25 protein-coding genes are annotated in these 24384 nt (G+C 64.6%); 15 read left to right on the top strand and 10 right to left on the bottom strand.

Features of this window, described 5'->3' with window-relative positions; translation table 11 throughout:
• Positions 1 to 120 precede the first annotated feature (120 nt).
• Both AB0H22_RS19120 and AB0H22_RS19115 read left to right on the top strand, forming a co-directional pair.
• The gene (locus AB0H22_RS19120) at positions 121 to 1533 is read left to right on the top strand and encodes a DHA2 family efflux MFS transporter permease subunit (protein ID WP_180751116.1); all 1413 of its coding nucleotides are present in this window, start codon (positions 121 to 123) and stop codon (positions 1531 to 1533) included.
• A 28-nt stretch (positions 1534 to 1561) separates the two neighbouring features.
• Positions 1562 to 1945, top strand: coding sequence for a MarR family transcriptional regulator (locus AB0H22_RS19115; protein ID WP_180751267.1), 384 nt, complete (start codon positions 1562 to 1564; stop codon positions 1943 to 1945).
• Here AB0H22_RS19115 and AB0H22_RS19110 read toward each other — a convergent pair.
• The 3 genes from AB0H22_RS19110 to AB0H22_RS19100 are packed head-to-tail and all read right to left on the bottom strand — an operon-like array spanning position 1938 to position 6313.
• A complete protein-coding gene (locus AB0H22_RS19110; RefSeq protein WP_358148160.1) occupies positions 1938 to 3407 on the bottom strand; it encodes an NAD(P)/FAD-dependent oxidoreductase in 1470 nt (489 codons plus the stop codon). The genes AB0H22_RS19115 and AB0H22_RS19110 overlap by 8 nt on opposite strands.
• Before the next feature lie 9 nt (positions 3408 to 3416).
• On the bottom strand, positions 3417 to 4754 hold the full coding sequence (locus tag AB0H22_RS19105; RefSeq protein ID WP_180751118.1) for an aspartate aminotransferase family protein: 1338 nt from the start codon (positions 4752 to 4754) through the stop codon (positions 3417 to 3419).
• Positions 4751 to 6313 carry an APC family permease gene (locus AB0H22_RS19100; RefSeq protein ID WP_180751119.1) on the bottom strand — a complete coding sequence of 521 codons (1563 nt, stop codon included), beginning with the start codon at positions 6311 to 6313 and terminating at the stop codon, positions 4751 to 4753. The genes AB0H22_RS19105 and AB0H22_RS19100 overlap by 4 nt, the downstream gene beginning before the upstream one ends.
• 257 nt (positions 6314 to 6570) lie before the next feature.
• On the opposite strand from AB0H22_RS19100, the gene AB0H22_RS19095 reads away from it, so the two are divergent.
• From AB0H22_RS19095 to AB0H22_RS19080, 4 genes are read left to right on the top strand one after another with little or no spacing between them, the layout of a single operon-like run.
• Positions 6571 to 7587: a phosphotransferase gene (locus tag AB0H22_RS19095; protein WP_358148157.1), complete on the top strand. Its 1017-nt coding sequence runs from the start codon at positions 6571 to 6573 to the stop codon at positions 7585 to 7587.
• Positions 7588 to 7626: 39 nt separating this feature from the next.
• Positions 7627 to 8403 carry a 3-oxoacyl-ACP reductase FabG gene (fabG, locus tag AB0H22_RS19090; protein WP_180751121.1) on the top strand — a complete coding sequence of 259 codons (777 nt, stop codon included), beginning with the start codon at positions 7627 to 7629 and terminating at the stop codon, positions 8401 to 8403.
• Positions 8404 to 8430: 27 nt separating this feature from the next.
• The gene (locus AB0H22_RS19085; protein ID WP_180751122.1) at positions 8431 to 9267 is read left to right on the top strand and encodes a GntR family transcriptional regulator; all 837 of its coding nucleotides are present in this window, start codon (positions 8431 to 8433) and stop codon (positions 9265 to 9267) included.
• Complete coding sequence (locus tag AB0H22_RS19080; RefSeq protein WP_180751123.1) at positions 9264 to 9623, top strand: FKBP-type peptidyl-prolyl cis-trans isomerase; 360 nt, start codon at positions 9264 to 9266, stop codon at positions 9621 to 9623. Before AB0H22_RS19085 ends, AB0H22_RS19080 begins: the two co-directional genes overlap by 4 nt.
• Before the next feature lie 3 nt (positions 9624 to 9626).
• Here AB0H22_RS19080 and AB0H22_RS19075 read toward each other — a convergent pair whose 3' ends face one another.
• Together AB0H22_RS19075 and AB0H22_RS19070 are read right to left on the bottom strand one after the other, a co-directional pair.
• Positions 9627 to 10940 carry a HAMP domain-containing sensor histidine kinase gene (locus AB0H22_RS19075; protein WP_358148427.1) on the bottom strand — a complete coding sequence of 438 codons (1314 nt, stop codon included), beginning with the start codon at positions 10938 to 10940 and terminating at the stop codon, positions 9627 to 9629.
• A gap of 104 nt (positions 10941 to 11044) precedes the next feature.
• Positions 11045 to 11812, bottom strand: coding sequence for a response regulator transcription factor (locus tag AB0H22_RS19070; protein ID WP_219603238.1), 768 nt, complete (start codon positions 11810 to 11812; stop codon positions 11045 to 11047).
• Positions 11813 to 12121: 309 nt separating this feature from the next.
• Between AB0H22_RS19070 and AB0H22_RS19065 the strand changes: the two genes are divergently transcribed.
• Entirely contained in the window at positions 12122 to 12628 is a 507-nt protein-coding gene (locus AB0H22_RS19065; RefSeq protein WP_255486016.1) for a hypothetical protein, read from the top strand.
• Here the strand turns inward: AB0H22_RS19065 and AB0H22_RS19060 are convergent.
• Positions 12625 to 13725: an NAD(P)-binding domain-containing protein gene (locus AB0H22_RS19060; RefSeq protein ID WP_180751124.1), complete on the bottom strand. Its 1101-nt coding sequence runs from the start codon at positions 13723 to 13725 to the stop codon at positions 12625 to 12627. The genes AB0H22_RS19065 and AB0H22_RS19060 overlap by 4 nt on opposite strands.
• 15 nt (positions 13726 to 13740) lie before the next feature.
• Between AB0H22_RS19060 and AB0H22_RS19055 the strand changes: the two genes are divergently transcribed.
• Positions 13741 to 14472, top strand: coding sequence for an enoyl-CoA hydratase (locus tag AB0H22_RS19055; RefSeq protein WP_180751125.1), 732 nt, complete (start codon positions 13741 to 13743; stop codon positions 14470 to 14472).
• Between the two features lie 2 nt (positions 14473 to 14474).
• On the top strand, positions 14475 to 15575 hold the full coding sequence (locus tag AB0H22_RS19050; protein WP_358148153.1) for an MBL fold metallo-hydrolase: 1101 nt from the start codon (positions 14475 to 14477) through the stop codon (positions 15573 to 15575).
• Here AB0H22_RS19050 and AB0H22_RS19045 read toward each other — a convergent pair.
• Both AB0H22_RS19045 and AB0H22_RS19040 read right to left on the bottom strand, forming a co-directional pair.
• The gene (locus AB0H22_RS19045) at positions 15572 to 16249 is read right to left on the bottom strand and encodes a class I SAM-dependent methyltransferase (RefSeq protein WP_358148150.1); all 678 of its coding nucleotides are present in this window, start codon (positions 16247 to 16249) and stop codon (positions 15572 to 15574) included. The two genes, AB0H22_RS19050 and AB0H22_RS19045, sit on opposite strands and share 4 nt — an antisense overlap.
• Positions 16250 to 16288: 39 nt before the next feature.
• Positions 16289 to 16660 (bottom strand): nuclear transport factor 2 family protein, encoded by a 372-nt coding sequence (locus AB0H22_RS19040; protein ID WP_358148148.1) that lies wholly within the window; start codon positions 16658 to 16660, stop codon positions 16289 to 16291.
• 61 nt (positions 16661 to 16721) lie between these two features.
• On the opposite strand from AB0H22_RS19040, the gene AB0H22_RS19035 reads away from it, so the two are divergent.
• Positions 16722 to 19136, top strand: a complete 2415-nt coding sequence (locus tag AB0H22_RS19035; protein WP_180751271.1) for a cation-translocating P-type ATPase — start codon at positions 16722 to 16724, stop codon at positions 19134 to 19136.
• A gap of 304 nt (positions 19137 to 19440) precedes the next feature.
• On the top strand, positions 19441 to 20115 hold the full coding sequence (locus AB0H22_RS19030) for a slipin family protein (protein WP_358148146.1): 675 nt from the start codon (positions 19441 to 19443) through the stop codon (positions 20113 to 20115).
• Between the two features lie 97 nt (positions 20116 to 20212).
• On the opposite strand, the gene AB0H22_RS19025 is transcribed toward AB0H22_RS19030, so the two are convergent.
• The gene (locus tag AB0H22_RS19025; protein WP_358148144.1) at positions 20213 to 21046 is read right to left on the bottom strand and encodes a class I SAM-dependent methyltransferase; all 834 of its coding nucleotides are present in this window, start codon (positions 21044 to 21046) and stop codon (positions 20213 to 20215) included.
• A gap of 55 nt (positions 21047 to 21101) precedes the next feature.
• Here AB0H22_RS19025 and AB0H22_RS19020 point away from each other — a divergent pair, with 55 nt between their 5' ends.
• The 4 genes from AB0H22_RS19020 (at position 21102) to AB0H22_RS19005 (ending at position 23375) form a co-directional block, all read left to right on the top strand.
• Positions 21102 to 21317, top strand: coding sequence for an antitoxin (locus tag AB0H22_RS19020; protein WP_180751131.1), 216 nt, complete (start codon positions 21102 to 21104; stop codon positions 21315 to 21317).
• 118 nt (positions 21318 to 21435) lie between these two features.
• Positions 21436 to 22476 (top strand): lipase family protein, encoded by a 1041-nt coding sequence (locus AB0H22_RS19015; RefSeq protein WP_358148423.1) that lies wholly within the window; start codon positions 21436 to 21438, stop codon positions 22474 to 22476.
• 36 nt (positions 22477 to 22512) lie between these two features.
• Positions 22513 to 22956 carry an SRPBCC family protein gene (locus AB0H22_RS19010; protein WP_180751132.1) on the top strand — a complete coding sequence of 148 codons (444 nt, stop codon included), beginning with the start codon at positions 22513 to 22515 and terminating at the stop codon, positions 22954 to 22956.
• A gap of 131 nt (positions 22957 to 23087) precedes the next feature.
• Positions 23088 to 23375, top strand: a complete 288-nt coding sequence (locus tag AB0H22_RS19005) for a hypothetical protein (protein ID WP_180751133.1) — start codon at positions 23088 to 23090, stop codon at positions 23373 to 23375.
• 18 nt (positions 23376 to 23393) lie between these two features.
• Here the strand turns inward: AB0H22_RS19005 and AB0H22_RS19000 are convergent, their stop codons facing one another.
• Entirely contained in the window at positions 23394 to 24305 is a 912-nt protein-coding gene (locus AB0H22_RS19000; RefSeq protein ID WP_358148140.1) for an LLM class flavin-dependent oxidoreductase, read from the bottom strand.
• Positions 24306 to 24384: the final 79 nt, after the last annotated feature.

Raw genomic sequence — 24384 nt, 5'->3', positions numbered from 1 at the left:
TAGGCACGCTTCCACTCGAAGGATGTGTGCGTAACTGCGCGTTCGTTTTTTAGTGGGTCGACGGACGGTGTGATGTAAATCTGTTTGCATCGCTAACAGTTGTAGTTTCACAATGGTGGCGTGGAAGCAACCATTGGCGAGTTGAGCGAGCGTCGCAAACTCGTCATCCTGGGGTCTTGCTGCCTGAGTCTGCTCATCGTGTCGATGGATTCCACCATCGTGAACGTCGCACTGCCGACCATCCGAGCGGATTTCGGCGCCAGCACCTCGCAGCTGCAATGGGTCATCGACATCTACACGCTGGGCCTGGCCTCGCTGCTCATGCTGTCGGGGGCCGCGGGGGACCGGCTGGGGCGCCGGAAGGTTTTCCACATCGGGCTCTCGATTTTCGCGGTGGGTTCTCTGCTCTGCAGCGTGGCGCCTACCGTCGGGTTGCTCATCACCGCGCGTCTGCTGCAGGCGGTGGGCGGCTCGATGCTCAACCCGGTTGCGCTGTCCATCATTTCGCAGGTCTTTACCGGCCGCGTGGAACGGGCCAGGGCGCTGGGGTTCTGGGGCGCGGTCGTCGGGATATCGATGGCCCTGGGCCCTATAGTCGGCGGGCTGCTGATCGAATGGGTGGGCTGGCGGGCCGTCTTCTGGATCAACCTGCCGGTGTGTGCGCTCGCCTTCGTGTTGACGGCGATCTTCGTGCCGGAGAGCAAGTCGGCCACGATGCGCGATATCGACCCGGTGGGGCAGGTACTCGCGGTGCTCTTCCTGTTCGGCATCGTGTTCACCCTCATTGAAGGCCCCTCGCTGGGGTGGACGACGCCGCGATTGATCGCGGTGCTGATCACCGCGCTGGTGGCGTTCGCGGTGTTCCTCCGCTACGAGTCCCGGCGGCGGCACCCGTTCATCGACTTGCGCTTCTTCCGCAGCATCCCGTTCGCCTCGGCCACCCTTACGGCGATATGTGCGTGCGTGGCATGGAGTGCGTTCCTGTTTACGATGTCGCTGTACCTGCAGGGGGAGCGACACTTCTCCGCGATGCACACCGGATTGGTCTATCTCCCGATTGCCGTTGGGGCGCTAGTATTCTCTCCGATCTCGGGACGCATGGTGGGTCGGTTCGGCGCGCGGCCGTCACTGCTGGCGGCGGGCACCTTGTTCTTCATCGCGTCATTGCTGCTCACCCGGGTGTCGACGGCGACACCGATCTGGGAGCTCCTGGTGGTATTCGCCATTTTCGGTGCGGGGTTCGCCATGGTGAATGCACCGATCACGAATGCCGCGGTCAGTGGGATGCCGCTGGACCGGGCCGGCGCGGCCTCTGCGGTTACCTCCACGAGCCGCCAGGTGGGTGTGAGTATTGGTGTGGCACTGTGCGGTTCGATCGGTCCGCCCGCCCTGTGGTTCATGTGTGCGGGACTCGGGCTCGTTATCGTTACGCTGGGCATCGTGTCCACTTCTGCGGCTGCGGTGCGGTCGGCCCAACGGCTCGCGCCGCTCATAGCAGGCACCGCGGCTCGGGAGGTGGCCCGTGCCGGATAGACCGCTCGCGGACGAGGTATGGCGCACCATGGCGAGTCTGGTGCTCGATAACCGTGATGGCTGGCGACGGACGGTCGTCGAGGCGACGGGGCTGCCATTCAGTCGGGTGCGTATCCTGAGAAGGCTTGCGCGACAGCCCATGACGGTAAAGGGAATCGCGGAGGCCACGGCCCTGGATGCCCCGGCGGCCACGGTTGCGGTAAGTGACTTGGAGCAGCGCGGGTTGGTGGTCCGCCACATCGACCCCGACAATCGCCGATGCAAGCGGGTGTCGTTGACTGATGAGGGCCACCGTGTCGTGGCTGCCATCGCCGAGCTGGATGACCCGGCTCCGGCTGCGCTGGCGGCCTTGAGTGAGGTCGAACTGACGAACTTGCGGGTGATCTTGGAGAGAGCCGCGGCCCTCAGCTAGCGTCTAATACCGCCATCGCGGCGTGATATCCGCCGAGCCCCGATACGCCGCCGCCGCGACGAGAACCTGAACCGCACAGCAGAATTCGTTCGTGATTCGTGGACACACCCCACCGCGCTGCGGGCGTATCCAGCGGTTCGTCGTCCTCGGCGAACGGCCAGTGCAATCCGCCGTGGAAGATGTTGCCTGATGTCATCCCGAGGGCCTCCTCGAGGTCTGCGGTGGTTTTGGTCTCGATGCACGGTCGGCCCTGCGAGTCTGTTGCCACCACATCGGTGATCGGCTCGGCCAGTACGGAATTAAGTGACGCGAGTACGGCGGCTTGCAGCTGCTCGCGGGTTGCATTCAGCCCATGCGGAGTATGTAACCCGAACACCGTCAATGTATGTGCCCCGGACGCACGCAGCTCCGGCGACAGAATGCTCGGGTCGGCCAAGGAATGACAGTAGATCTCGCAGGGCAGCGGGTCGGGGATATGTCCGCGGGACGCCTGCTGGAACCCGCTCTCCAGCTGGGTGAAGGTCTCGTTGATATGAAAGGTGCCACCGAAAGCCTGTTCCGGCGTGACCTTTTCGTCGCGCAGCCGAGGTAGGCGGGTCAGCAGCAGATTCACCTTGACCTGCGCGCCGGGCTGTCCTTCGGGGGCGTTTTCCCCAAGTAGCCGGGCCAGCACGGTGGGGCTGACGCCGCTGAGGACGTGGTTGCCCACCGCGATGTGCTCGTCGTTGCCAATCCGGTACTGCACCTCGCCGCCGGGATTGATCGCGAGGGCCTCAGCCCCGGTGCGTAATTCGGCACCAAGTCGTCGCGCTGAGGATTCCAGCGAGCCGGTGACGGCGCCCATGCCGCCCACGGGGACGTCCCACGGGTTCATCTGGTGGTAGAGGAAGCAGATGTTCTGCCGCAGCGACGGGTCATCGGCGCTCGCGAAGGTTCCGATCAGTGCGTCGGTGAGCAGGACCCCGCGTTGCAGATCATCGGGTGCGGCCGCGCGGATCACCTCGCCGATGGGCGTCTCGACAAGCTGTTCCCAGGCGCCGGCGCGGACCTCGCTACGTCGTCGCAGCGGTTCCAGTATGGAATCCCACAGTGGCCGGGTCACCGTATCGCAGAGTGCCCCGAATTCCGCGAAATCATCTGTACTGGCAAGGAATCCACTCCGTCCACCGTCAGCTGGGTCCGGCGTGTATGACGCGTACTTGCGGCGCGCCAGCTGCACCGAGAGGCCCAGGTCGTTGATGATCTGCCGCGGAAGCAGACTCACCAGATACGAGTACCGCGATAGCCTCGCGTCGACGCCCTCGAATGCGGGCGCTGAAATCGCGGCCCCGCCGAGCACTTCCAGCCGCTCCAGTACCAACACCCGTTGGCCCGCTCGGGCCAGATACGCGGCGGCGGTCAAGGCATTGTGCCCGCCCCCGACGATCACGGTGTCGTACCTGGCCGATCCGCTGGCAGTCATGGAGAAACTCTACGACGCGCCGACCGGTCCAACGATGTCTTTCAGTACCGCCTCGAACTCGGTGCAGAACCAGTCGACGTCCGACCGCGAAAAGGCCAGCGGCGGCCTGATCTTGAGGACGTTGCCATCCTGCCCACACACCGAGATGAGGACTCGCCGTTCGCGCAGGGCGTTCACGATCCGGCGTGCGCCGGCGCGGTCCGGGGTGCGGGATACGGGGTCGAGCACGATCTCGACCCCCGTGTAAAGGCCGGTGCCGCGGATATCGCCGAGCTCGACGTGCTGTAGCGCAAGGGAGCGCAACTCGGAGCGCAGTGCTGCACCCACCTCGGCGGCATGCAGCTGGAGCTTCTCGTCCTCGATGACGTCGAGTACCGCCGATGCCGCTGCCATAGATACCGGATTTCCACCGAAGGTGTTGAAGTACGGCACTTCCCGGGAAAATGGGGCAAGGACCGCAGAGGTGGCCGCCATGGCCGCCACCGGGATGCCGTTGGCCATGGGCTTACCCATGGTGACCAGGTCGGGCACCACGCGGTGGCGGGTGAACCCCCACATCGCTTCCCCGGTACGCCCGAATCCGGGTTGTACCTCGTCAGCGATGAGGACACCGCCGGCCGCACGCACTACCTTCACCGCGGGCTCCAGCACCGACGCGTCCGGGTAGATGCCGTCCGAGGAGAAGATGGTATCCACCAGCAGGCAGCTGAATCCGTATCCTGCGGTGTGCAATTCATCGATCGCACGGGAAACGGCGGCGGCAAAGTCAGTGGCCAGATCGCCAGGTCGTGTCCGGTAGCTGTCGGGTGCCGGCACGGTACGGACATGCGGTCCGAGAGAGTCCCCGCCGAGTGATGGGGAGACGGCGGTGACGGCGGCCGTGTTGCCGTGATAGGCATCGCTGGTCACGATAACTCCCGTTGCCCCGGTGTACATGTGGGCTACGCGCAATGCCAGGTCGTTGGCCTCAGAACCTGTGCAGGCATACATCACCTGATCAATGGCGCCGGGCATCGTCGCGAGTAGCCGCTCGGAGTAGTCGACGATGCCCTCATGCAGGTATCGGGTGTGGGTGTTGAGGGTGGACAGCTGCCGGGTGACCGCCTCGACCACGTGAGGGTGACAGTGGCCGACACTGGCGACGTTGTTGTACGCGTCCAGATAGCGGTTGCCATCGGTGTCGAACAGGTGGCTGCGCTCTCCGCTCACCAGGTGGACCGGGCGTTCGTAGAAGAGTCGGTAGGAGGGGCCGAGCACCCGTTCCCGCGCGGAGATAAGAGCCTCCGTGGCCGGGTCCTCGTCCTGCCCGGAATAGCTGTTTGAGTCCATGATGTTCGAAAAGCTCATCGTTCGGGTGCCTCCTCCAGGACCGTTCTACCGAGGTCCTCGTAGCGGTCGGGTGCGGTGTATTTGAGGAAGATGGCCAAGGCGATACCGCCGAGACCGGTTGCCCCAACCACCCATGGGATTGACGTGAAGATCCAGTCGCCGGCCGCGGTGCCGGCCGCGAACGACGCATGCTGGGCCAACAGGACGACGACGTACACCATGCCCAGGCCACCCAACAGCGGTGCGACCAGCGTCCGGAACCAATGCGCGGTCTCGGGGTGGTTTCGTCGCACGTGGAAGTACGAGATCACGGCGAAGGCGGTCAGGGCCTGGACGATCATGATCGCGGTGGTGCCGAGCAGGGCCATCAGTCCGTAGAGACCGGTGTACGGATCGCGATGGGTGAATGCGAAGAACAGCACCACCACGGTGGCGAATACGGTCTGGACGATGCCCGCGATATGCGGCGAGCCATGTGCGGTGTGCGTGGCCCCGATGGTGCGGCGCATCCCGGGGATGACGTTTTCGCGTCCGATCGCGTACAGGTAGCGGGCGGCACAATTATGGAAGGCCATGCCGCAGGCGAATGAACCCGTCATCAACAGGACCTTGAACAGGTTGACGGCCCACACCCCCAGGTGCTGCTGGACGGGGCCGAAGAAGATATCGCCCGCCGTGGACGAATCCTGGGCCAGCGCAACAGCGTTGTCCGGTCCGGTGCCAACGATCGCGAGCCACGAGACGAGGACGTAGAAGACGCCGACGCCGACAACCGAGGACACCACCGCGATCGGGATGATCTTCTTGGGGTTCTTGGATTCCTCGGCGTACATGGCACTGGACTCGAATCCGACCCAGGACCAGAACGCGAAGAACAATCCGACACCGGCCGAGCCGGCGACCGTGAGGGGCCCGGCCGGGCCGTCGACAACTCCGCTGAGGCTGTGAAAGCCGTTGAGCGGGTTGAGTGAGCCCCAGGACCAGCCTTGTGGGCCGCCCCCGGTGAACAGTACCGAGAGTGCCAGTAGCGACAGCATCAGTATTTCGGTCACCAGGAATACACCCAGTACGCGGGCGGCAAGGCTGAGATCGAAGTAAGTGAGCACCGCATTGACGGCCAGCATGACCAACGCCAGGAGGACCCACGGGATGTCCAGGTGGAAGAACGTCAGGAACAGGTCGTGGCCGAAGAACGAGAAGATCCCGACCAGTGACGCTTCGAAGACCATGTACGCCAACGTGATCAGGAACCCGGCTCCCAGCCCGACGATACGGCCGAGGCCATGGGAGATGTATCCGTAAAAGGCGCCCGTGGCGACGATGTGCTTGGACATCGCCGCGTAGCCGATGGCGAAGAGCGTCAGCACGATGGTGGCGACCAGGTAGCCGGCTGGTGCATAGGCACCGTTGCCGAATCCCACGGCCATCGGCACATTGCCGACCATCGCGGTGATCGGTGCGGCGGTGGCCACCGCCATGAACAGCACGCCCATCAATCCGACGGCGTTCGGCTTGAGACGCTGCATGCCGTCCGGCTCGGCGGTGGTGGCTGCGGGTGGGTCGATGATGTCGCTCACGGACGATCCCTTCTCCATATTTGGTCTGGTTTAGCCCGGCTGCCCGTAGCGGGCGCAGTCCTAAATATTGGGCCAATGGCTTGCTTCAGATGCGACGAGATCATTTATACCTGGGATAGTTCCCAGGTCAACAGTGAATCAGAGAAATCGGCCCAAGTCGTTTCGAGGATGTTTCAATCTGGGCCGGTCGTGATGCGTCGGAGTTAAATGGTCCGATTTGGTCTGCTTACTTGCCTCTGATGGTGCACACTCGGACCATGCCGGGACTACCGCCGACCCACAGTGCGTTCGCGCGTGCCGCCCTGCCCGGTTATGGCAGGGCGTCGGATGCCCCACTGCGACTGCTGAGCCTGTCGGAGAACGCCACCTATCTGGTGGACGAGCCGCAACCCATGGTGCTTCGGGTCCATCGTCCCGGGTACCACTCGCTACCGGCGATCCGTTCCGAGTTGGCCTGGATGCGTGCGCTGCGTGCCGAGACATCGGTCACTACACCGGAACTCGTCCGCGCCGAGGATGGGTCGGATGTTGTCGCGGCATGTCTGGACGGGATCACCCTCTACGTCGATGCGATGAGTTTCGTGCCGGGTTGCACCGCGGAAGAGGAACCTGGCGTGGTCGGATACAGCAAGCTGGGCGAGCTGACCGCACACATGCACGACCATGCCCAGCGCTGGCAGGCGCCACGCGAGTTCACCCGGTTCCGTTGGGATCTGGACACGATGTTCGGCCCGACCGCACGCTGGGGTGATTGGCGGCACGCTCCCGGCATAGCCGACGGCGACCGTACGTCGATCGCTGCCGCGGTGGCAGACATGATCCGGCGGTTGAACGAATACGGCCATACCCCAGATCGATTCGGTCTGATACACGCCGACATGCGATTGTCCAACCTGATGGTGGACCCGGGGCGGCCTGATTCCGAGATCACCGTGATCGACTTCGATGACTGCGGATGGTCCTGGTTCCTGGCCGATCTGGGTGCGGTGGTGTCCTGGGTGGAGGACACTCCGGCGGCCGATGCGGCCATCGCGGATTGGCTCGACGGCTACCAACGAGTGCGCCGACTCTCCGAGGAACACCTCGGCATGATCCCGGTCTTCGTGATGCTGCGCCGGGTCATGCTCACCGCCTGGATCGCCTCGCATGCCGATGCCGATGCGGCGATCAGAGTCAGTGACGGATTCGGGACTCGTACAGCCCGTCTCGCGGAGCGATACCTAGGTGACCGAACCTGGTTGCAGGAGGCCATTTTTGGCCGTCGAGTCGGCTGAGTGGGCCGGAGAGGCCGTGCTGGCAAGAAAGGAAGTGTGATGTTCGATCTGTCCACCAAATCGGTACTGGTGACCGGCGGCACCAAGGGTATTGGCCGCGGTATCGCCACGGTGTTCGCACGGGCCGGCGCCAACGTTGCGGTCGCTGCACGATCGCCCGGTGAAGCCGACTCGGTATCAGCAGAATTGGATGAACTCGGCGCCGGCAATGTCGTCGGTATCAGGTTGGACGTGTCCGATCCAACGTCGTGCGCGGATGCCGCGCAGGCCGTCGTCGACGCGTTCGGCGGGCTGGATGTGGTGTGTGCGAACGCCGGTATCTTCCCCGAGGCGCCGCTAGCGACGATGACGCCCGAGCAGCTCACCGAGGTGCTGGATATCAACGTCAAGGGCACGGTCTACACGGTGCAGGCGTGCCTGGACGCGCTCACCGCGTCCGGTAGTGGCCGCGTCATCCTCACCTCGTCCATCACCGGGCCCATCACCGGTTACCCGGGATGGTCGCATTACGGCGCATCCAAGGCGGCTCAGCTGGGTTTCATGCGCACGGCCGCGATCGAACTCGCCCCGCGGCGGGTGACGGTGAACGCGATACTGCCGGGCAACATCCTCACCGAGGGGCTGGTGGACAAGGGCGAGGAGTACCTGTCCGGGATGGCGCGGTCCATTCCCCTGGGGGCCCTGGGCACCCCGACTGATATTGGGCACCTGGCTGCCTTCTTGGCTTCCGATGAGGCGGGATACATCACCGGCCAGGCCATCGTGGTCGACGGTGGGCAGGTGCTACCGGAGTCGCCGGAGGCGTTGGCACCCTGAATGGTGCCCGGCGGGAATACTGAGCGGATGGAGGAGTCGGAGGGCGGACCGGTAGCCGAGGACGTGCGTCGCCGCATTCTGTCGATGCTCGCTCAGGGCACATTGCGCCCAGGCACACGATTGGGCTCCGAACGCGAGATGGCGGAACGGTTCGCGGTCTCGCGTGCCACCGTCCGCAGCGCATTGGTGCCGTTGAGCCGTGCGGGCATTCTCGAACGCCAGACCGGCCGGGGCGGTGGCACCTTCGTACGGGCGGATCTGGTGCAGCGCAATGTCGCCGAGCTGGCGGGCTTGCCCACCAGGTTGCACCTCGGGGGGCACACCAGTGACACCCGTGTACTCGGCACTTCCCGGAGGTGTGCGACCCCCGCCGAGCAATCCGCCTTGGAAATCGGGAACGCTGCAGAGGTTTTCGACGTGCGGCGGCTTCGCTATGCCGATGGTGTGCCACTCTCGGTGGACACCGCATGTTTTGTCGCCGAGCTTGTTCCCGACCTGCTGGAGCAGCCCCTGGGCGGCTCACTGTACGAGCTGTGTCAGCTGCGTTATGGGCTGGCGCCGGCCTCGTCCACCGAGACGATCGAGGTGGTCAGTGCCAATCCGCGGGAGGCCGAGTGGCTCGACGTGCCGCACCGTAGGCCGTTGCTGGCGATCACCAGGGTCACCCGGAGCGCCGACGGCCGCCCCTTCGAGTGCAGCTATGACCTGTTCCGTGCCGACCGGGTGCGCCTGACCGCCACCATGACTTCGGCCGGCGAAATCGCGGGCACCGTGCAGGAGCGTCTCGGCGCGGACGGCAAGGTCGAACGTGCGGTGAGCAGCCTGGCCGCCCATCGGCGGCCGGACGATACGCTGCTGGCATGACAAAACCTGAGATCGATTTTCAGCCAGGTCCGCCGCCCACTGAACTGGTCATCAAGGACGTCACCGTCGGTGATGGTGCGGAGGCCGCACCCGGTTCGGTCGTCAACGTTCACTACCTCGGAGTCGAATTCGAGAGCGGCGAGGAGTTCGACAGCTCGTGGAACCGTGGCGAGTCCATCGAGTTCCCACTCGATGCGCTCATCAAGGGCTGGCAGGATGGCATCCCCGGTATGAAGGTCGGCGGACGCCGTCAGCTGACGGTGCCGCCGGCGCAGGCCTATGGCGAGGCCGGAGCCGGTCACCAGCTGTCGGGTAAGACGCTGGTGTTCGTGATCGACCTGCTCGGCGCCCGCTAGGAACTAATGCCCGGGGAGGCGCAGCACCAGCCTGGCGCCTCCCAACGGGCTGGATTCCAAAGCCGCTGTGCCGCCGTGAAGTTCGGCTTGCTGCGCAACCAGTGCCAGGCCCAGGCCGGAGCCGGAATGCGAGGCGGTGGAGCCGCGTGAGAACCGTTCGAATACCAGCTCGCGCTCGGCCTCGGGGATACCACTGCCGTTATCGTCGATAGCGATCTCGACTCCATGCACGGTGCTGTTGGCGGACAGCTGAACTTTGGTCGCGCCACCATGTTTCACCGCGTTCTTGATCGCGTTGTCGATCACCAGCCGCAGCCCGGCGGGTAGCCCGAGCATCAGGATGGTTTGGGACGGCAGTAGCGAGATCTCAAGATTTGGGTAGCTGCGGTCGGCGTCATGGGCGGCACGGTCCAGCAGCTCGGTGATATCGACGGGCACATGGTCGTCCTCGGTGGTCAGTTGACCCTGTGCCAGCCGTTCCAGCGCGGAAAGTGTTGCCTCGACCCGGCTTTGGGTGCGGATGGTCTCGTCGACGATCTCTGTGCGTTGATCGGCGCTGAGGTTGAGGGTGGAGAGCACCTCCAGGTTGGTCCGCATCGCGGTGAGTGGAGTGCGCAGCTCATGGGAGGCGACTGCCGCGAAGTCGCGTGCGGATTCCAGTGCGGCCTTGGTCTTTTCCTGTTCGGTGTTGATGCGTTCGAGCATTCCTTCGACGGCCTCGGAGATCTCGACCGCCTCACGCACGCCGCGAACGTTAACGTCATCAGGGTTGGATTGCGCGTTGATCAGGCGGGCCTGCTGTGCCAGCAGCCGGAAGGGGCTCACCACGATGAGGGATATCACCCAGCCGACGATGACGGTGCCCACCAGCACGCCGCCGCAGATCGCGAGAATGCGGATGTGGTACCGGTAGATCTGCCGCTCGGTCTCGGCAATCGGGGCGCCGACCGCGACGGGGATATTGCCGGGAGCGATGAACGACCGGACCCGGTACTCGACGCCGTTGATGGTGGTGTTGGCATAACCGGGGGCCAGTAGCGGCAGCTCCAGGTCGCTGGGGATGGACTTGGTCAGGCCGGCGACGCGGGCGGTGAGCACCAGGCCGTCGGGGGTATCGAGCTTCTTATCGGAGCTGATCACCGAATTCAGCAGATTCGAGACGGCGCCCAGGCTGGACACCGAGTCGAGCCTTTTGTCCAGCTGCTCGTACTGGTTCTCTGTGACACCCAGCCACACCCAGGCGCCGAGTGTGACAACGAGCACCATCACCCCCAGCGCGGCGATGGCGACCAAGGTGCGCAGCGAGAAGACCCGCATCGGCTTTTCCAGCAGCCGGTAGGCAAGGTCGGTAATCCGTTGACTGGGGTGCTTACTCGGGCTGGTCATGACTGTTGGTCTTCGCGCAAGCGGCTCATCTGTCGCTACTGCGATCGCAGCACGAACCCGACACCGCGCACGGTGTGCAGCAGGCGGGGTGCACCGCCGGTTTCGAGCTTGCGGCGCAGGTAGCCGATGAACACGTCGACGACGTTGGTATCGGCGGCGAAGTCGTATCCCCACACCAGCTCCAGCAGCTGGGCGCGCGACAGCACCGCGGTCTTGTGTTCGGCCAGCACGGCCAGCAGGTCGAACTCGCGTTTGGTGAGGTCGACCTCGACACCGTTGATGCGGGCGCGTCGGCCCGGGATCTCGACCTCGAGCGCGCCGACGGTGATGGTCTCGGTAGATGAGGTCGCCACCGCACCGCGCCGCCGCAGCAGCGCCTTCACCCGGGCCACCAGCTCGGCGAGCACGAACGGCTTGGTGAGGTAATCATCGGCGCCGGCCTCCAGGCCCGCGACCCGATCGTCCACCGAGGTGCGCGCGGAAAGCACGCAGACCGGCACGTCGTTGTCCATGGCGCGCAGCGCGGTCACCACGCTGACACCGTCCAGGATCGGCATGTTGATGTCGAGGATGATCGCGTCCGGGCGATGTTCGGTGGCGCAGCGCAGCGCCTCGGCGCCGTCGCTGGCGGTGTTCACCTCGAAACCGGAGAGGCGCAGGCCACGTTCCAGCGACCCGCGCACATCGGCGTCGTCGTCCACCACGAGCACGCGCGGGGAGAGGTGCCCGGCATCTGACGATGAGCCGCTCGCGCGAAGACTGCCGGGAACCGGTGAGCCGCTTGCGCGAAGACCATCAGGCATGCCTGCCATCTTGCCTGATGCGGTGCTCAAAACCGCCAACCGAGGTCCGGCGACACCACAATTCCGGCGGGAACTGCGCGGAAGCCCGGATCAGTCGAGACCAGTAATGCGCTCTGCGCCGCCAGTATCATGAAAGCTGATAATCCAGCGACCCACACCGAAAGCTTGCGAATGTCGACAGCAGTACACGTTAAAAAGGTTTCCTATGTTGCTGGCCTCTGCGCCGCGCTCGCTGTGCTTGCTGTGCTCGCCCTGGGAACGTTGTCTTTGGCCGGTGCCGGTGTCGCCCGCGCCGATAACTTCCCCGATTTGAACGGGTTCACGGCGGTGGCGCCCGACGCGTACTTCGTCACCAACGAGAACTCCTCGGTGCGGTCGATCCACTTCACCACCCCCGACGGAATCGGCTGCATGTTCCGCGCTTCGCAGAACATCTCGCCCAATTCGCGTCAGCGCCTGAGCTGTGACGGGGCCGTTCCCGGGATTCCCGGCGATGCACAGAATGTCCCGAATGTGCCGGGAGTTGGTGGCGCGAGCGCGAATGTGCCGGGGTTGGGCGGTGTGAATCTGCCCGGTATCGGGACCTGCCCAATGGGCACCGTCGCGCAGAAGGGCGATGGCGCGTTCGAGATCAGCAAGGGCGCCTGGACCTGCGGAACCAGACCCGAGGCGCCGGTACTCAATGTCGGTCAGAAACTCACCTACGGAAATGTCACGTGTGCCGTCGGCGGTGGCGGCCTCACCGCGTGCCAGGTGTCGATGGGCGATCAGAAGCACGGCTTCGTCCTGCAGCCCTCAGGAAGCACTTCCTTCTAGGTACTTTCTAGATATTCCATTAGCTCCGCGACGGCGGCACGGGCTGCCCGGTTGGCGCCGATGGTGCTGGCCGAGGACCCGTACCCCAGTAGGTGGATAGCGGGCCGCCCGGCAACCTGTGTGAGCAGCCGGCCCGTCATGGTGATGCCGCCGCGACTGTTGCGCAGGCGCAGCGGCGACAAGTGATCCAGCGCGTGTCTGAACCCGGTGCACCACAGGATCACGTCGACATCCAATGAGCTGCCGTCGGGCCAGGCGACCCCGGTCGGGGTGATTCGGGTGAACATGGGGCGCCGCGCCAGCACACCGCGCTGTGAAGCCTCGGCGATATCCGGTGTCCACGGCAGCCCGGTCGCGGAAACCACCGATCGTTGTGGTTCCCCGCGGCGCGATCGTTCGTCGACGCCGGCGACTGCGGTACGCAGTCGATCGACGGTGAAATCCGTGACGAATACCGGCTCGCGTCGGGTCACCCAGGACGTGCGAGTGGACGCAATTCCTGAAATCTCAACGAGTAGCTGCACCGCCGACACCCCGCCCCCGACCACGAGCACGTGCCGGCCTGCGAATTCCTCGGGTGTTCGGTAGTCGTGGGTGTGCAGCTGACGTCCCTCGAACGTGGTGGCGCCCGGCACGTAGGGGACGAACGGCTTATCCCAGGTCCCTGTCGCGTTGATCACTCCTCGGACACTGAACTCGCCTGCGGAGCTGGATACCGTGAACCCGTCCGAGCCGGCTGGCGCGGGCCGTACCTCGCGCACGTGTGCGGGCCGGTGGACATCGAGGGCATACCGATGTTCGTACGCGTCGAAGTACCGGGGCATGGCCGTCGACGCCTTGATGGTTCCTGTCTCGTCGAACGGCAGCCCGGGCAGCTGGTAGATGCGGTTGGTGTTGTCGAGCGTCAACGTGGGCCAGCGGAACTGCCATGCCCCGCCCGGGCCAGGAGAGTGATCGAGGATGACGAATCCGTCGCCGGGCTCCCCGGCGGAATGTCTGCGGCCGAGCGGCTCGAGGCCACGCCGCCGCAGGAAGTACCCCGCCGCGATCCCAGCCTGCCCACCACCAATCACGGCGACGGCAGTCATAGGCGCCATATTAGGGTGGTCGGCATGATCGGTGTAACTAGCGACGGCCCCGTCACCACGATTGAGCTTCAGCGCCCGGAACGACGTAATGCGGTGACCTACGAGCTCGCGGTCGCCTTCGCCGAGGAGGTCAGGAAGGCTGCGGAAACGGCACGTGCCATTGTCATCACCGGGCAGGGCACTTCGTTCTGCGCGGGCGCCGACCTGTCCAGCGGTGCCCCAGATCCCGATAAGTTCGCCGATGCCTGGCAGCACTCGATCCTGAGCATCGACGCCGCCGACGTCCCGGTGATTGCCGCCGTCAACGGCCCGGCCATCGGGGCCGGCGTGATGCTGGCCATGGTGGCCGATCTGCGGGTGGTCTCCGAGTCCGCGCGCTTCCAGTTCCCCGTCGCCAAATATGGCATTGCCCTGGATAACTGGAGCATCCGCCGATTGTCCTCACTGGTGGGTTACGGCCGCGCACGCGCCATGCTGCTGGCCGCCGAACCGTTGGATGCGCAGACGGCGTACATCACCGGCATGGCCAACCGCATAGGAGAGCTGGCAGATGCCCAGGCCTGGGCTGCAGAACTTGCCGGTTTTGCGCCGCTGGCCCTCAAGCACGCCAAACGCGTGCTGAACGATGACGGTGCGTTCGAGGATCAGGCTCCTGCGCACAAGGAGCTCTTCGACAAGGCGTGGTCCAGTCAGGACATCATCGAGGCGCAGGTGGCCCGAATCCAGAAGCGTCCGCCCAACTTCCAGGGCGCCTGAGCATGCGGGCGCTCTGGGTTGGCGCTGGCGCAGCTCTTGCGTCGACGTGGTTCGGACGCGTCCTGCGTGACGTCCCGCGATCGTTGGGGGCTAGCAAGGACCGCATCGCCGAGGTTGCCGAAGGATCCCCGCAATACCGCGGCGGCTCCTTCCACAATGCCGAGTCCGCCCGGCAGTTCGTCCCCGACGCGGACCCGACGTCACTGGTGCGCGGTCTGCTTACCCGGCAGGGCGCCGGCAGCCCCAAGGCGCCGGTGCCGCTAGCGGTACCCGAACTTGCCGGTTCGCCGGCGGATCTGGCGATCACCTGGTTCGGGCATTCCAGTGTGCTCGTGGAGGTCGACGGATACCGCGTGCTCACCGATCCGGTCTGGAGCGACCGGTGCTCGCCCTCGCGTGCCGTAGGGCCGCATCGCCAGCATCCGGTACCGATATCGGTGTCGGCGCTGCCCGCCCTGGATGCGGTGGTTATCAGTCACGACCACTATGACCATCTCGATATGGACACCGTCATCGCGTTGACTCGCAGCCAGAACGCGGTGTTCGTGGTGCCGCTTGGTGTCGGCGCTCATCTGCGCAGCTGGGGTGTGTCACCCGACCGGGTCATCGAACTGGATTGGGACGAGAGCCACCAGCTCGGAAAACTGACGCTCACCTGCACTCAGGCCCGGCACTTCTCGGGCCGGTCGCTTGTCCGCAACACCACGTTGTGGGCGTCCTGGGCTATCGCCGGGCCGAGGCACAAGGTGTTCTTCGGCGGCGATACCGGATACACCAAGGCGTTCAAGGTGATTGGCGAGACCTATGGTCCCTTCGATCTCACCCTGTTGCCGGTCGGGGCCTACAACACCCAATGGCCGGATATCCATATGAACCCCGAAGAGGCCATCCAAACGCACCGGGACCTCGCGACGTCTAATGCTCCGCTGCTACCCATTCACTGGGCCACGTTCAACCTGGCCTTGCATCCATGGGCCGAGCCGATCGAGCGGGTGCTCACCGCCGGAGAGGAACACGGCGTCACGGTTGTGGTGCCCAAGCCCGGGCAGCGGGCCGATGCGCAGCGGCCCGCCGCCCCCGACGGCTGGTGGCGGCTTTCCTAGCCCTTGTGTGCCTGTAGCAGGAACGCGGGCTGCTTATTGCGTCCCTTCTCGTCCTTGTGGAACAAGGGCATCTGGAAGTCGACACCAGGAATGACGGCCGGGATGTTCGAGTGGATGAACGCCGGGCTCAGGTCGTCGATCACCCAGTACGGTTCCACGGCGGCGCGAAGTTCGTCCTCCGTGACCGCGTTCGGGCCGATCCCGGGCGGAAACGCGCCCACTGCGAAGACCAGTACGTAGTAGGACGCATCGGGTGCGGCCGCGCGCACGATCGAGCGCAGATAGCCGTCACGGGCCTCAACCGGAATCGAGTGGAACAAGGTGCTGTCCACGATGGTGCCGAAGCGCCCGTCATATCCGGTGAAGTTGGTGATATCGGCGATCTCGAAGCTGGCATTGGTCAATCCACGATCGGCGGCGGTCGCTCGCGCCGCTTCGATGGCGGTGGGCGACAGGTCCAACCCGAGAGTGGTATGCCCCAGCGTGGCGAGGCGCAACGATGTCTCGGCATGCCCGCAGCCGACGTCCAGCACATCGCCATGGAACTTCCCGGCGTCGATCAGCGCGGCCAGCTCGGGCTGGGGTTCGCCGATATTCCATGGCGGCTCGCCCGAGAAGATTTCGCTCTTGCCCTGGTAACTAGCTTCCCAGTCCGGAAGTTCTTTCGATGTCATACGAACTGACATTACTCTCGGAAGGCGAACGGCGGCTAGTCACTTGGCCAACAACGTGGCCGCCTCCGCGGAGTCCAGGTACTCGTCGATACGTGTGATCAGCCCATCGGAGATAGTGGCGACGATGCAGGCGGCAACCGAAACGCGTTCGCCTGCACGATTGATCGCATTCACCACATGCTGCTGGACAAATCCGTCCGGTGTGATGGACCGGCGGATGGCGGTATAGCGGAAGTCGGACAGGTTGCGGGCTACCCAGGTCAAGGTGGCCAGGTTCTCGTCACGGTTCCTGGGTTCCCCAAGAGTGTTCAGCCAGACGACGATATCGGGCGCGTACAGCACGGCGACAGTGTCGATATCGCCTATCTCGATGGCGGCGAACAATCGCTGAGCGATCTCATCCGCGTCCATGCCCGCGACACTACGCGCTGGTCGCTACTGTGCAGGGGTGGCAACGACCGAGGGGCTGGGCATGAATGAGCCGCTTGCGCGAAGAGCGCCGAACACAGTCGGCGGCCTGACCGCCGCCGAGGTCGCTGAGCGCGTAGCGCAGGGGAAGACCAACGATGTCCCGTCCCGTGCGGCACGCAGTGTGTCGGACATCGTGCGAGCCAACGTGTTCACCCGTATCAACGCGATTCTCGGCGTGCTGCTCATCATCGTGCTGTCCACCGGCTCGGTGATCAACGGCGCCTTCGGTCTGCTGATCGTTGCCAACAGTGCCGTCGGCATTATTCAGGAGCTGCGGGCCAAACAGACGCTCGACAAGCTCGCGATCGTCGGACAGGCCCGGCCCATGGTGCGGCGCGACGGTGTGGCGACGGCGCTGGCGCCGAATGATGTGGTTCTCGACGACATCATCGAGCTCGGGCCCGGCGATCAGATCGTGGTGGACGGCGAGGTTACCGAGGAGGCTGCCCTCGAGATCGACGAGTCGCTGCTGACCGGCGAGGCCGATGCGATCGACAAGACCGTTGGTTCCCAGGTGCTTTCGGGGAGCTTTGTGGTGGCGGGCAGCGGTGCGTACCGGGCCACCAAGGTGGGGCGCGAGGCGTACGCGGCCAAGCTCGCTGAGGAGGCATCAAAGTTCACCCTCGTGCACTCCGAACTGCGCAATGGCATCAACAAGATTCTGCAGTTCATCACCTATCTGCTGCTGCCGGCGGGTGCGCTCATCATCTATACCCAGCTGTTCACGACCGATGACAGTTGGCAGGAATCGGTGCTGCGCATGGTGGGCGCCCTGGTCCCGATGGTGCCGGAAGGCCTGGTGTTGATGACGTCAATCGCCTTCGCGGTTGGCGTGATTCGACTGGGACGGCGTCAATGCCTGGTGCAGGAGCTGCCCGCCATCGAGGGGCTGGCCCGGGTGGACACGGTATGCGCCGATAAGACCGGGACCCTCACCGAGAACGGGATGCGGCTCTCGGAGGTGAAGAAGATCGACGGCGATGGCGATCGGCAGGCCCTCGCCGCTTTGGCTTCCCTCGCCGCCGATGACCCACGACCCAACGCGAGCATCGCTGCCATCGCCGAGGCATATGACACCCCACCGGGCTGGAAATCGACTGCAATCGCCCCATTTTCGTCGGCCAAGAAGTGGAGTGGCGCCTCCTACGGGGAGCATGGCAACTGGGTGATCGGCGCACCCGATGTACTTCTCGACCCGGCCGACCCCATCGCCACCACCGCCGAGGAGATCGGTTCTCGGGGGCTGCGGGTGCTGCTGCTGGCATCGGCAGAACTGCCCGTCGACGACGCGAACGCACCAGGCGCCGTCACGTCGCGCGCGCTGGTGGTACTGGAGCAGAAGATCCGGCCCGACGCCCGTGACACCCTTGATTACTTTGCCTCCCAGCATGTCTCGATCAAGGTGATCTCCGGCGACAATGCGGTGTCGGTGAGTGCGGTGGCCCAGTCTTTGGGGCTCTCCGGCGCCGCCGTGGACGCCCGCACGCTGCCCGCTGATACCGACAAACTCGCCGACACCCTGGCCGAGGCGACCACGTTCGGACGGGTGCGGCCCGACCAGAAGCGGGCGATGGTCAAGGCTCTGCAATCGCATGGCCATACCGTCGCGATGACCGGTGACGGGGTCAACGACGTGCTGGCACTCAAGGATGCCGATATCGGTGTCGCGATGGGTGCGGGCAGCTCGGCCTCACGTGCGGTCGCCCAAATTGTCTTGTTGGACAACAAGTTTGCCACCCTTCCTTATGTGGTTGCCGAGGGGCGGCGCGTCATCGGCAACATCGAGCGGGTTTCCAACCTGTTCCTCACCAAGACGGTGTACTCGGTGCTGCTGGCGCTGACGGTGGGACTTGCGGGACTGGGCTCGAAGATCTTCCACTATGGCTCGGTGCCGTTCCCGTTCCAGCCGATCCACGTCACTATCGCGGCGTGGTTCACCATCGGCATCCCGGCGTTCGTCCTGTCGCTGGCGCCGAATAACGAACGCGCACAGACAGGATTCGTGCGCCGGGTGATGGCGTCGGCGATCCCGTCGGGCCTCACCGTGGGGATCGCGACATTCCTGTCGTATCTGTTGGCCCGCCAGATCCTGCATGTCACGGGTAACAGCACGCAGGCGTCGACGGCGGCACTGATCACCGAGCTCGTGGCGGCGGTGTGGGTGCTTGCGGTGGTGGCGCGTCCATACCAATGGTGGCGGGTGGCGCTGGTGACGCTCTCAGGCCTTGGCTATCTGGTGATCTTCGCGATTCCTTGGGCGCGAGAGACATTCATGCTCGACCCAAGCAACCTGGCGGTCACCGGGCCGGCGTTGGGCATCGGTATCGCGGCCGCCGCGGTGATAGAGGCGCTGTGGTGGCTGCAGGGCAAGTGGTCCGGCCGGCCTCGCCACTTCTGGGCCACCGAGAACGACTGAGACGACCGAAATAAATAGGGATGCGCCGCGTCGAAGGCCTCCGGTACCTTTGCTAATGCGGAGATCAAGCGGCGCCCCGGCATCGCCGGACGGCGTTCCGTGTGTAAAGGCTCCACTCCAACGGCATGCCCACCTAAGGCTATTGGGTTCGAGTCCCATACGGATGACTTCCGGGCCGCGGGCCGCAAGGTTCGCGGACCGGTCCAGCGGGGACGCTACGGCGATTCCTCCCGCCGGTTCGCGATGCGGCTCGGAAGTCATTTCTCCGCAACGGAATACAAGAAATGTAAGAGAGGTGACAAGGATGAGTATGTGGGACGAGATGGTCGGCACGAAGGTCACGGTCATGGAATGGCAGCGTGGCGTGTTGTACCGCGACGGTGTGTTCAAGGCTGTGCTGAAGCCGGGTGTGCATTACACACGCCCGCGTACCGACACCTTGGTCACCGTGGAGATGCGGACGCAGTCGATTCAGGTAGCCGGCCAGGATGTGCTGACGGCAGATGGCTTCACCGTGAAGGTGTCGGCCGTGGCCGAGTACAACGTGGCCAAGCCGATCGTTTTCGCCGGGTCGGAGAGTGGTTCGGTGCACTGGGGTATCTACCTGCAGGCACAGCTGCAGCTGCGTGACGCCGTTGCGGCGTTGACCCTCGATGAGCTGTTGGCCCAGCGGGGTCAGTTCCTGGGTGCCAATGCTGTCGCGAAGATTGCGGCCGAGGTCGAGGAGCTGGGTGTGACGGTGACCCGGTTCGTCGTCAAGGACCTCATGCTGTCCGGCGAGGTACGCAAGGCACTGGCCGAGCCGCTGCTGGCCCGCGAGGCCGGTAAGGCTCAGCTGGAGCGGGCCCGCGCGGATGCCGCGGCGCTGCGCTCGATGGCCAACACCGCCAAGCTGCTGCGAGAGAACCCTGAGCTGCTGCAGCTGCGGACCCTTGAGTCGGTGGCTGACGGCAAGGCCATGGTCGTCCTCAACCGCTGACCTTCAACGGCTGACCCTCCATACGCGAGCAGACGCATAGTGCACGCGCCACCTGGCGTCTCTGTGCACTATGCGTCTGCTCGCGTAAGAAAAGGGGTTAGAAACCGAACCGCATGATCCTGCCGATATCGCGCAGGGCGGGGATATGGGAGATGACCTTCATCTGGATGCGGCCCGACAGTGGCAGGTGTTCCTCACCTGCCACGTCGGTGCTGCGGAGGTCGTCGATGCAGCGCAACCCCGGGTGCAACACCTGGATCTGGGCGGGATCGTCGATACCCCAGTGCAGGGTGGCACCTGCATTGCGTACCGCGGGCACAAGCTTCTGCAGCTTGATCCCAATGCTGCCGTAACAGTCGAAAGCCAGTTGGCCACTGGGGAATCGGTCGGTGATTCGCCGGATCAGCCCTTGGCCCTCGGTCTCGGTCAGGTACATCGTCAAACCCTCGAACACCGCGAGGGTGGGTCGGTCGGCGGGGATGCTCTCCAGCCACGCCTCATCGGTGACGGAGCTTTCGATCATCCGGTAGTCGCCTCCGCGCTCGGGGAGCAGTGTGCGCCGCAGCGCGATCACATCGGGGTAGTCGACATCGACCCAGCGCACGGTCTCGGGCGGATTGATCCTGAAGACGCGGGTGTCCAGCCCGCAGGCCAGATGCAGCACCGTCGCTTCTCGGTGTGCAGTGAGAAACTCGGAGGTCCAGACGTCAAGCTGCCGGGCGCGCAACGCTACGCCGATCGCCTGAGTGCCTTTGATCTTGGTTTTGGAGAAGTCGTAGTCGATGCGCGCGACGGCCTCGGCGGCGTAGTGGTCATGAAGAACCGAATTGGGGGATTTGGCGTCCTGTGCGCGCCCGTACAGCGTGGCCAGCATCGTCTCCGGAGCGCCGGTCAGCGTGATTTTCACAGGGTCCGTCACTCGACCCAACATACGCCGCGATCTCGTACTACAGTTGCGCCGTCCCAGACCTAAGGAGAACTACAACATGGCTGATTTCAAGGGCCTCATCGACAAGCTCAAGAGCCTGTTGTCGGGCAACAAAGACAAGGTGAACCAGGCGGTCGACAAGGTCGGCGACGTGATCGACTCCAAGACCGGTGGCAAGTACTCCTCGGTGGTGGACAAGGTGCAGGACGCCGCAAAGAGTGCCGTCGACAAGGCAGAAGCGCCTGAGGCCCCCAAGGCCGGCGACGCGCAGTAACCGACTGGCGCCGCTCATTGCGGCGCTGGTGTTGTTCACGGCGGCCTGCGCGCGGGTCGAGGCGGAGGGTGTTGCACCCCCGCCTCCCTCGCCGCCGCCGGGTGAAGTGCTATCGGATGTGCTGTTGTCGCTGGCCCCAGATCTTGATGCCATCGCCGACGGCCATCTCATCCGATACATGTCCACCTCGGGTTCCACCGCCACGCCCACCGAGGTCACGGGAGTCGTCTTTTCGCCGAAAGGCGAACCGCCGCGAGAGGGTTGGCCTGTCGTATCGGTAGGGCACGGCACTACCGGCCTGGATGACGACTGTGCGGTCTCCCGTGCCCCCGACTTGCGGGGCTATATCTGGCTGGTGCGAAACCTCACCAAGCGCGGGTGGGTGGTGGCCATCACCGACTATGAGGGGCTGGGGGTTCCGGGTCCACACCCCTATCTGGAGCCCAGATCCGCGGGATTCAACGTCATCGACGCGGCACGCGCCGCGGTGTCGCTGATACCCGGGGCTTCGTCGACATGGGCGGCCATCGGGGCATCCCAGGGTGGTCAGGCAACCTGGGCGGCCGCCGAACTTGCGGGTGATTACGCCCCTGAGCTGGAGTTTGTGGGGGCGGCAAATCTATCGCCGGCCGCCGACCTCACCAATATGGCCACCCATGTCGGCGACGGTCGATATGACTTGAGTCAGCTCTCGATGATGCCGACCTTGCTCACGGGGCTGTCGGTCACCGTCCCGGAGCTGGTGCCGGAGAACTTTCTGCACGGGTCATTTCAGGACAACCCACACGACAAGGCGCTGCTGCTGGGTTGTCACAACGGACTGGATCCCGCGCGGACCGCGGCCATAGGCCGATTGCGCGCCAACGATTTTCACGGCACCACCCCGCAGGATGCGGCCATCTTCGCGGGCGCGCTGAAGCGGATCGCACTACCGCTGGGTCGGGCATCCGGGCCGATGCTCGTGTATGCCGGTGAGTCCGATCGGCTTATCGACGCACGCTGGATCCACGCGGCGGTGCAACGGGCATGCGCCCTGGGGGACACGGTCCAGGAAATCGTCGCGCCGGGTAAGGGGCATGTGGACCCTGAAGGGGAGCGGCTCGGGGTCCAGTGGATAGCCGACAGGTTTGCCCGGCTACCGGCGCCCAGTAACTGTTAGCCATCTGTTTTTATCGGTCGGGTATCCTCTGCCAGCGTGGCAGCTAAATTGAATTCCTCCATCGATGTGCCCCTCCCTCCCCAGGTGGCCTGGGAGCACGCCTCGGATCTGCAGCGATTCGATGAGTGGCTGAGTGTTCACACGGCGTGGCGCAGCAAGTTGCCGGAGACCCTCCAAGAGGGCACTGTGATCGACTCGATCGTGTGCGTCAAGGGCATGTACAACCGGGTCAAATGGACGCTTCAAAAGTACGACCCGCCGACGGGACTGTTCCTGGACGGCAAGGGCAGGGGCGGTGTGAAAGTCAAGCTCAGGGTGACGATCACCCCGAAGGGACCGGGATCGGTCGTGGACTTCACCCTGCACTTGGGCGGGCCCGCCATGTTCGGCCCGATCGGCACCGTGGTCGCGGCCGCACTGCGCAGCGATATCGATGCCTCACTATCGAAGTTCGTTCAGGTCTTTGCATCGACTTCCTAGGGTGAGCCAACCCACAAACATCGCGTTTTTGCGTTCTACCTGCGAAAACATAAGTGACCGTTTGTGATTGGATGAGTATTAAGTTGGTGTCGGTGGTTGGCAGGCTCCGGAATAAGGAGCAATATGGATATATGTCAATCACACGGAAGATCATCGGAAGGGTGCTCGTCGCAGGTGCCGGCGCGGTGCTGATCGCTGCTGCACCCGCTGCCGTGATGGCCGCCGGGGTGCCGACAACCACGTCCAACCAGGTCGTTCTTGCCGATCCCGGTGGTTCGGGCGGCGGCGACGCGGGTGGCGGCGGTGGCTGCTACAACGGGGTGTGCGGCGGGTGGAATCCCGGACAGGGTGGCTATGGTCACGGCTGCTACAACGGTGTCTGCGGTGGCTGGGACGGCCAGCGCGGCTGGGGCAACTAACCCCGGTCAGCGCGCGAACTAGTCCGCTAGCGGCCTGAGGGCCTGCGCCAGGGCGTCAAAAGCGTCCCGGCGGGCATTCCCGATGCCGAGAAGGTGATCAGGCAAGATCACCTCGTCGACACCCTCGCGTGCCCATGGCTCCATCTGTTCCGCGATGCGTTCGGCGGTGCCGTACAACACCGGAATCGGTGATTTGGCAGCGGTTTCCGCGGCGCGTGCTTCGGATTGCGGGCCATCGGTGACAATGATGCGCGCCTGCGTGGAACGCCATATCGTCGCTGGATCGCGGCCAATCTTCTCGGCCGCGGCGTCCAGGCGACCCGAGACCTCATGGAAGGTCCCGGGTGTGGACCACTGGTTCCATTCCTGTGCATATCGAGCGGTCAGTCCCAGCATCCGCGGCTGGGTTGCGCCGATCAGAATCGGTAGGGGCCGCTGCAGCGGTTTGGGTTCGCAGATGGCCTCCGTCAGTCGGTAGTACTCGCCGTCCACCGTCGTCGCCTGCTCAGTCAATAGTCCGGTAATCGCTTGCAGCCCTTCGGAAAACCGGTTGACTCGCGGTCCCGGCTCGCCGAGTTCGAGCCCGTACCGTTGGTGCTCGTTCTCCTGCCAGCCGGCGCCCAATCCGAGCGTGAAGCGCCCCCCGCTCACGTGGTCGACGGTGACCGCCCAGTTGGCGAGTACCGCCGGATGCCGGAAGGTCATCGACAGCACCAAGGGTGCCAGCCGGATACGTGAGGTGGCCGCGGCGAGTGCCGCAAAGATCGCGGTGGCCTCGTGAAAGTCGGTGTGCTTCTCGGGGGTGTCTGCGAATGACATGAAGTGGTCGGCGGCGTAGAAGGCGCGCCACGAACCGTCGTCGGCGTACTGGGCGATATCCAGCAGATCGGCCCAGGATTGATTCGTCTGTCCCCATATTGAGAAGCGCATGATGCCCAGCCTAAAGACAGTGCAGGGGGAAGTATGCGGGGAACGCGCGTGTCCAGAAACCGGTCGTAATACGCTTGTT

The sequence above is a fragment of the Mycobacterium sp. NPDC050853 genome (genome assembly GCF_040653875.1).
Classification (GTDB): Bacteria; Actinomycetota; Actinomycetes; order Mycobacteriales; family Mycobacteriaceae; genus Mycobacterium.
This window is presented reverse-complemented; position numbering and strand designations above follow the sequence as displayed.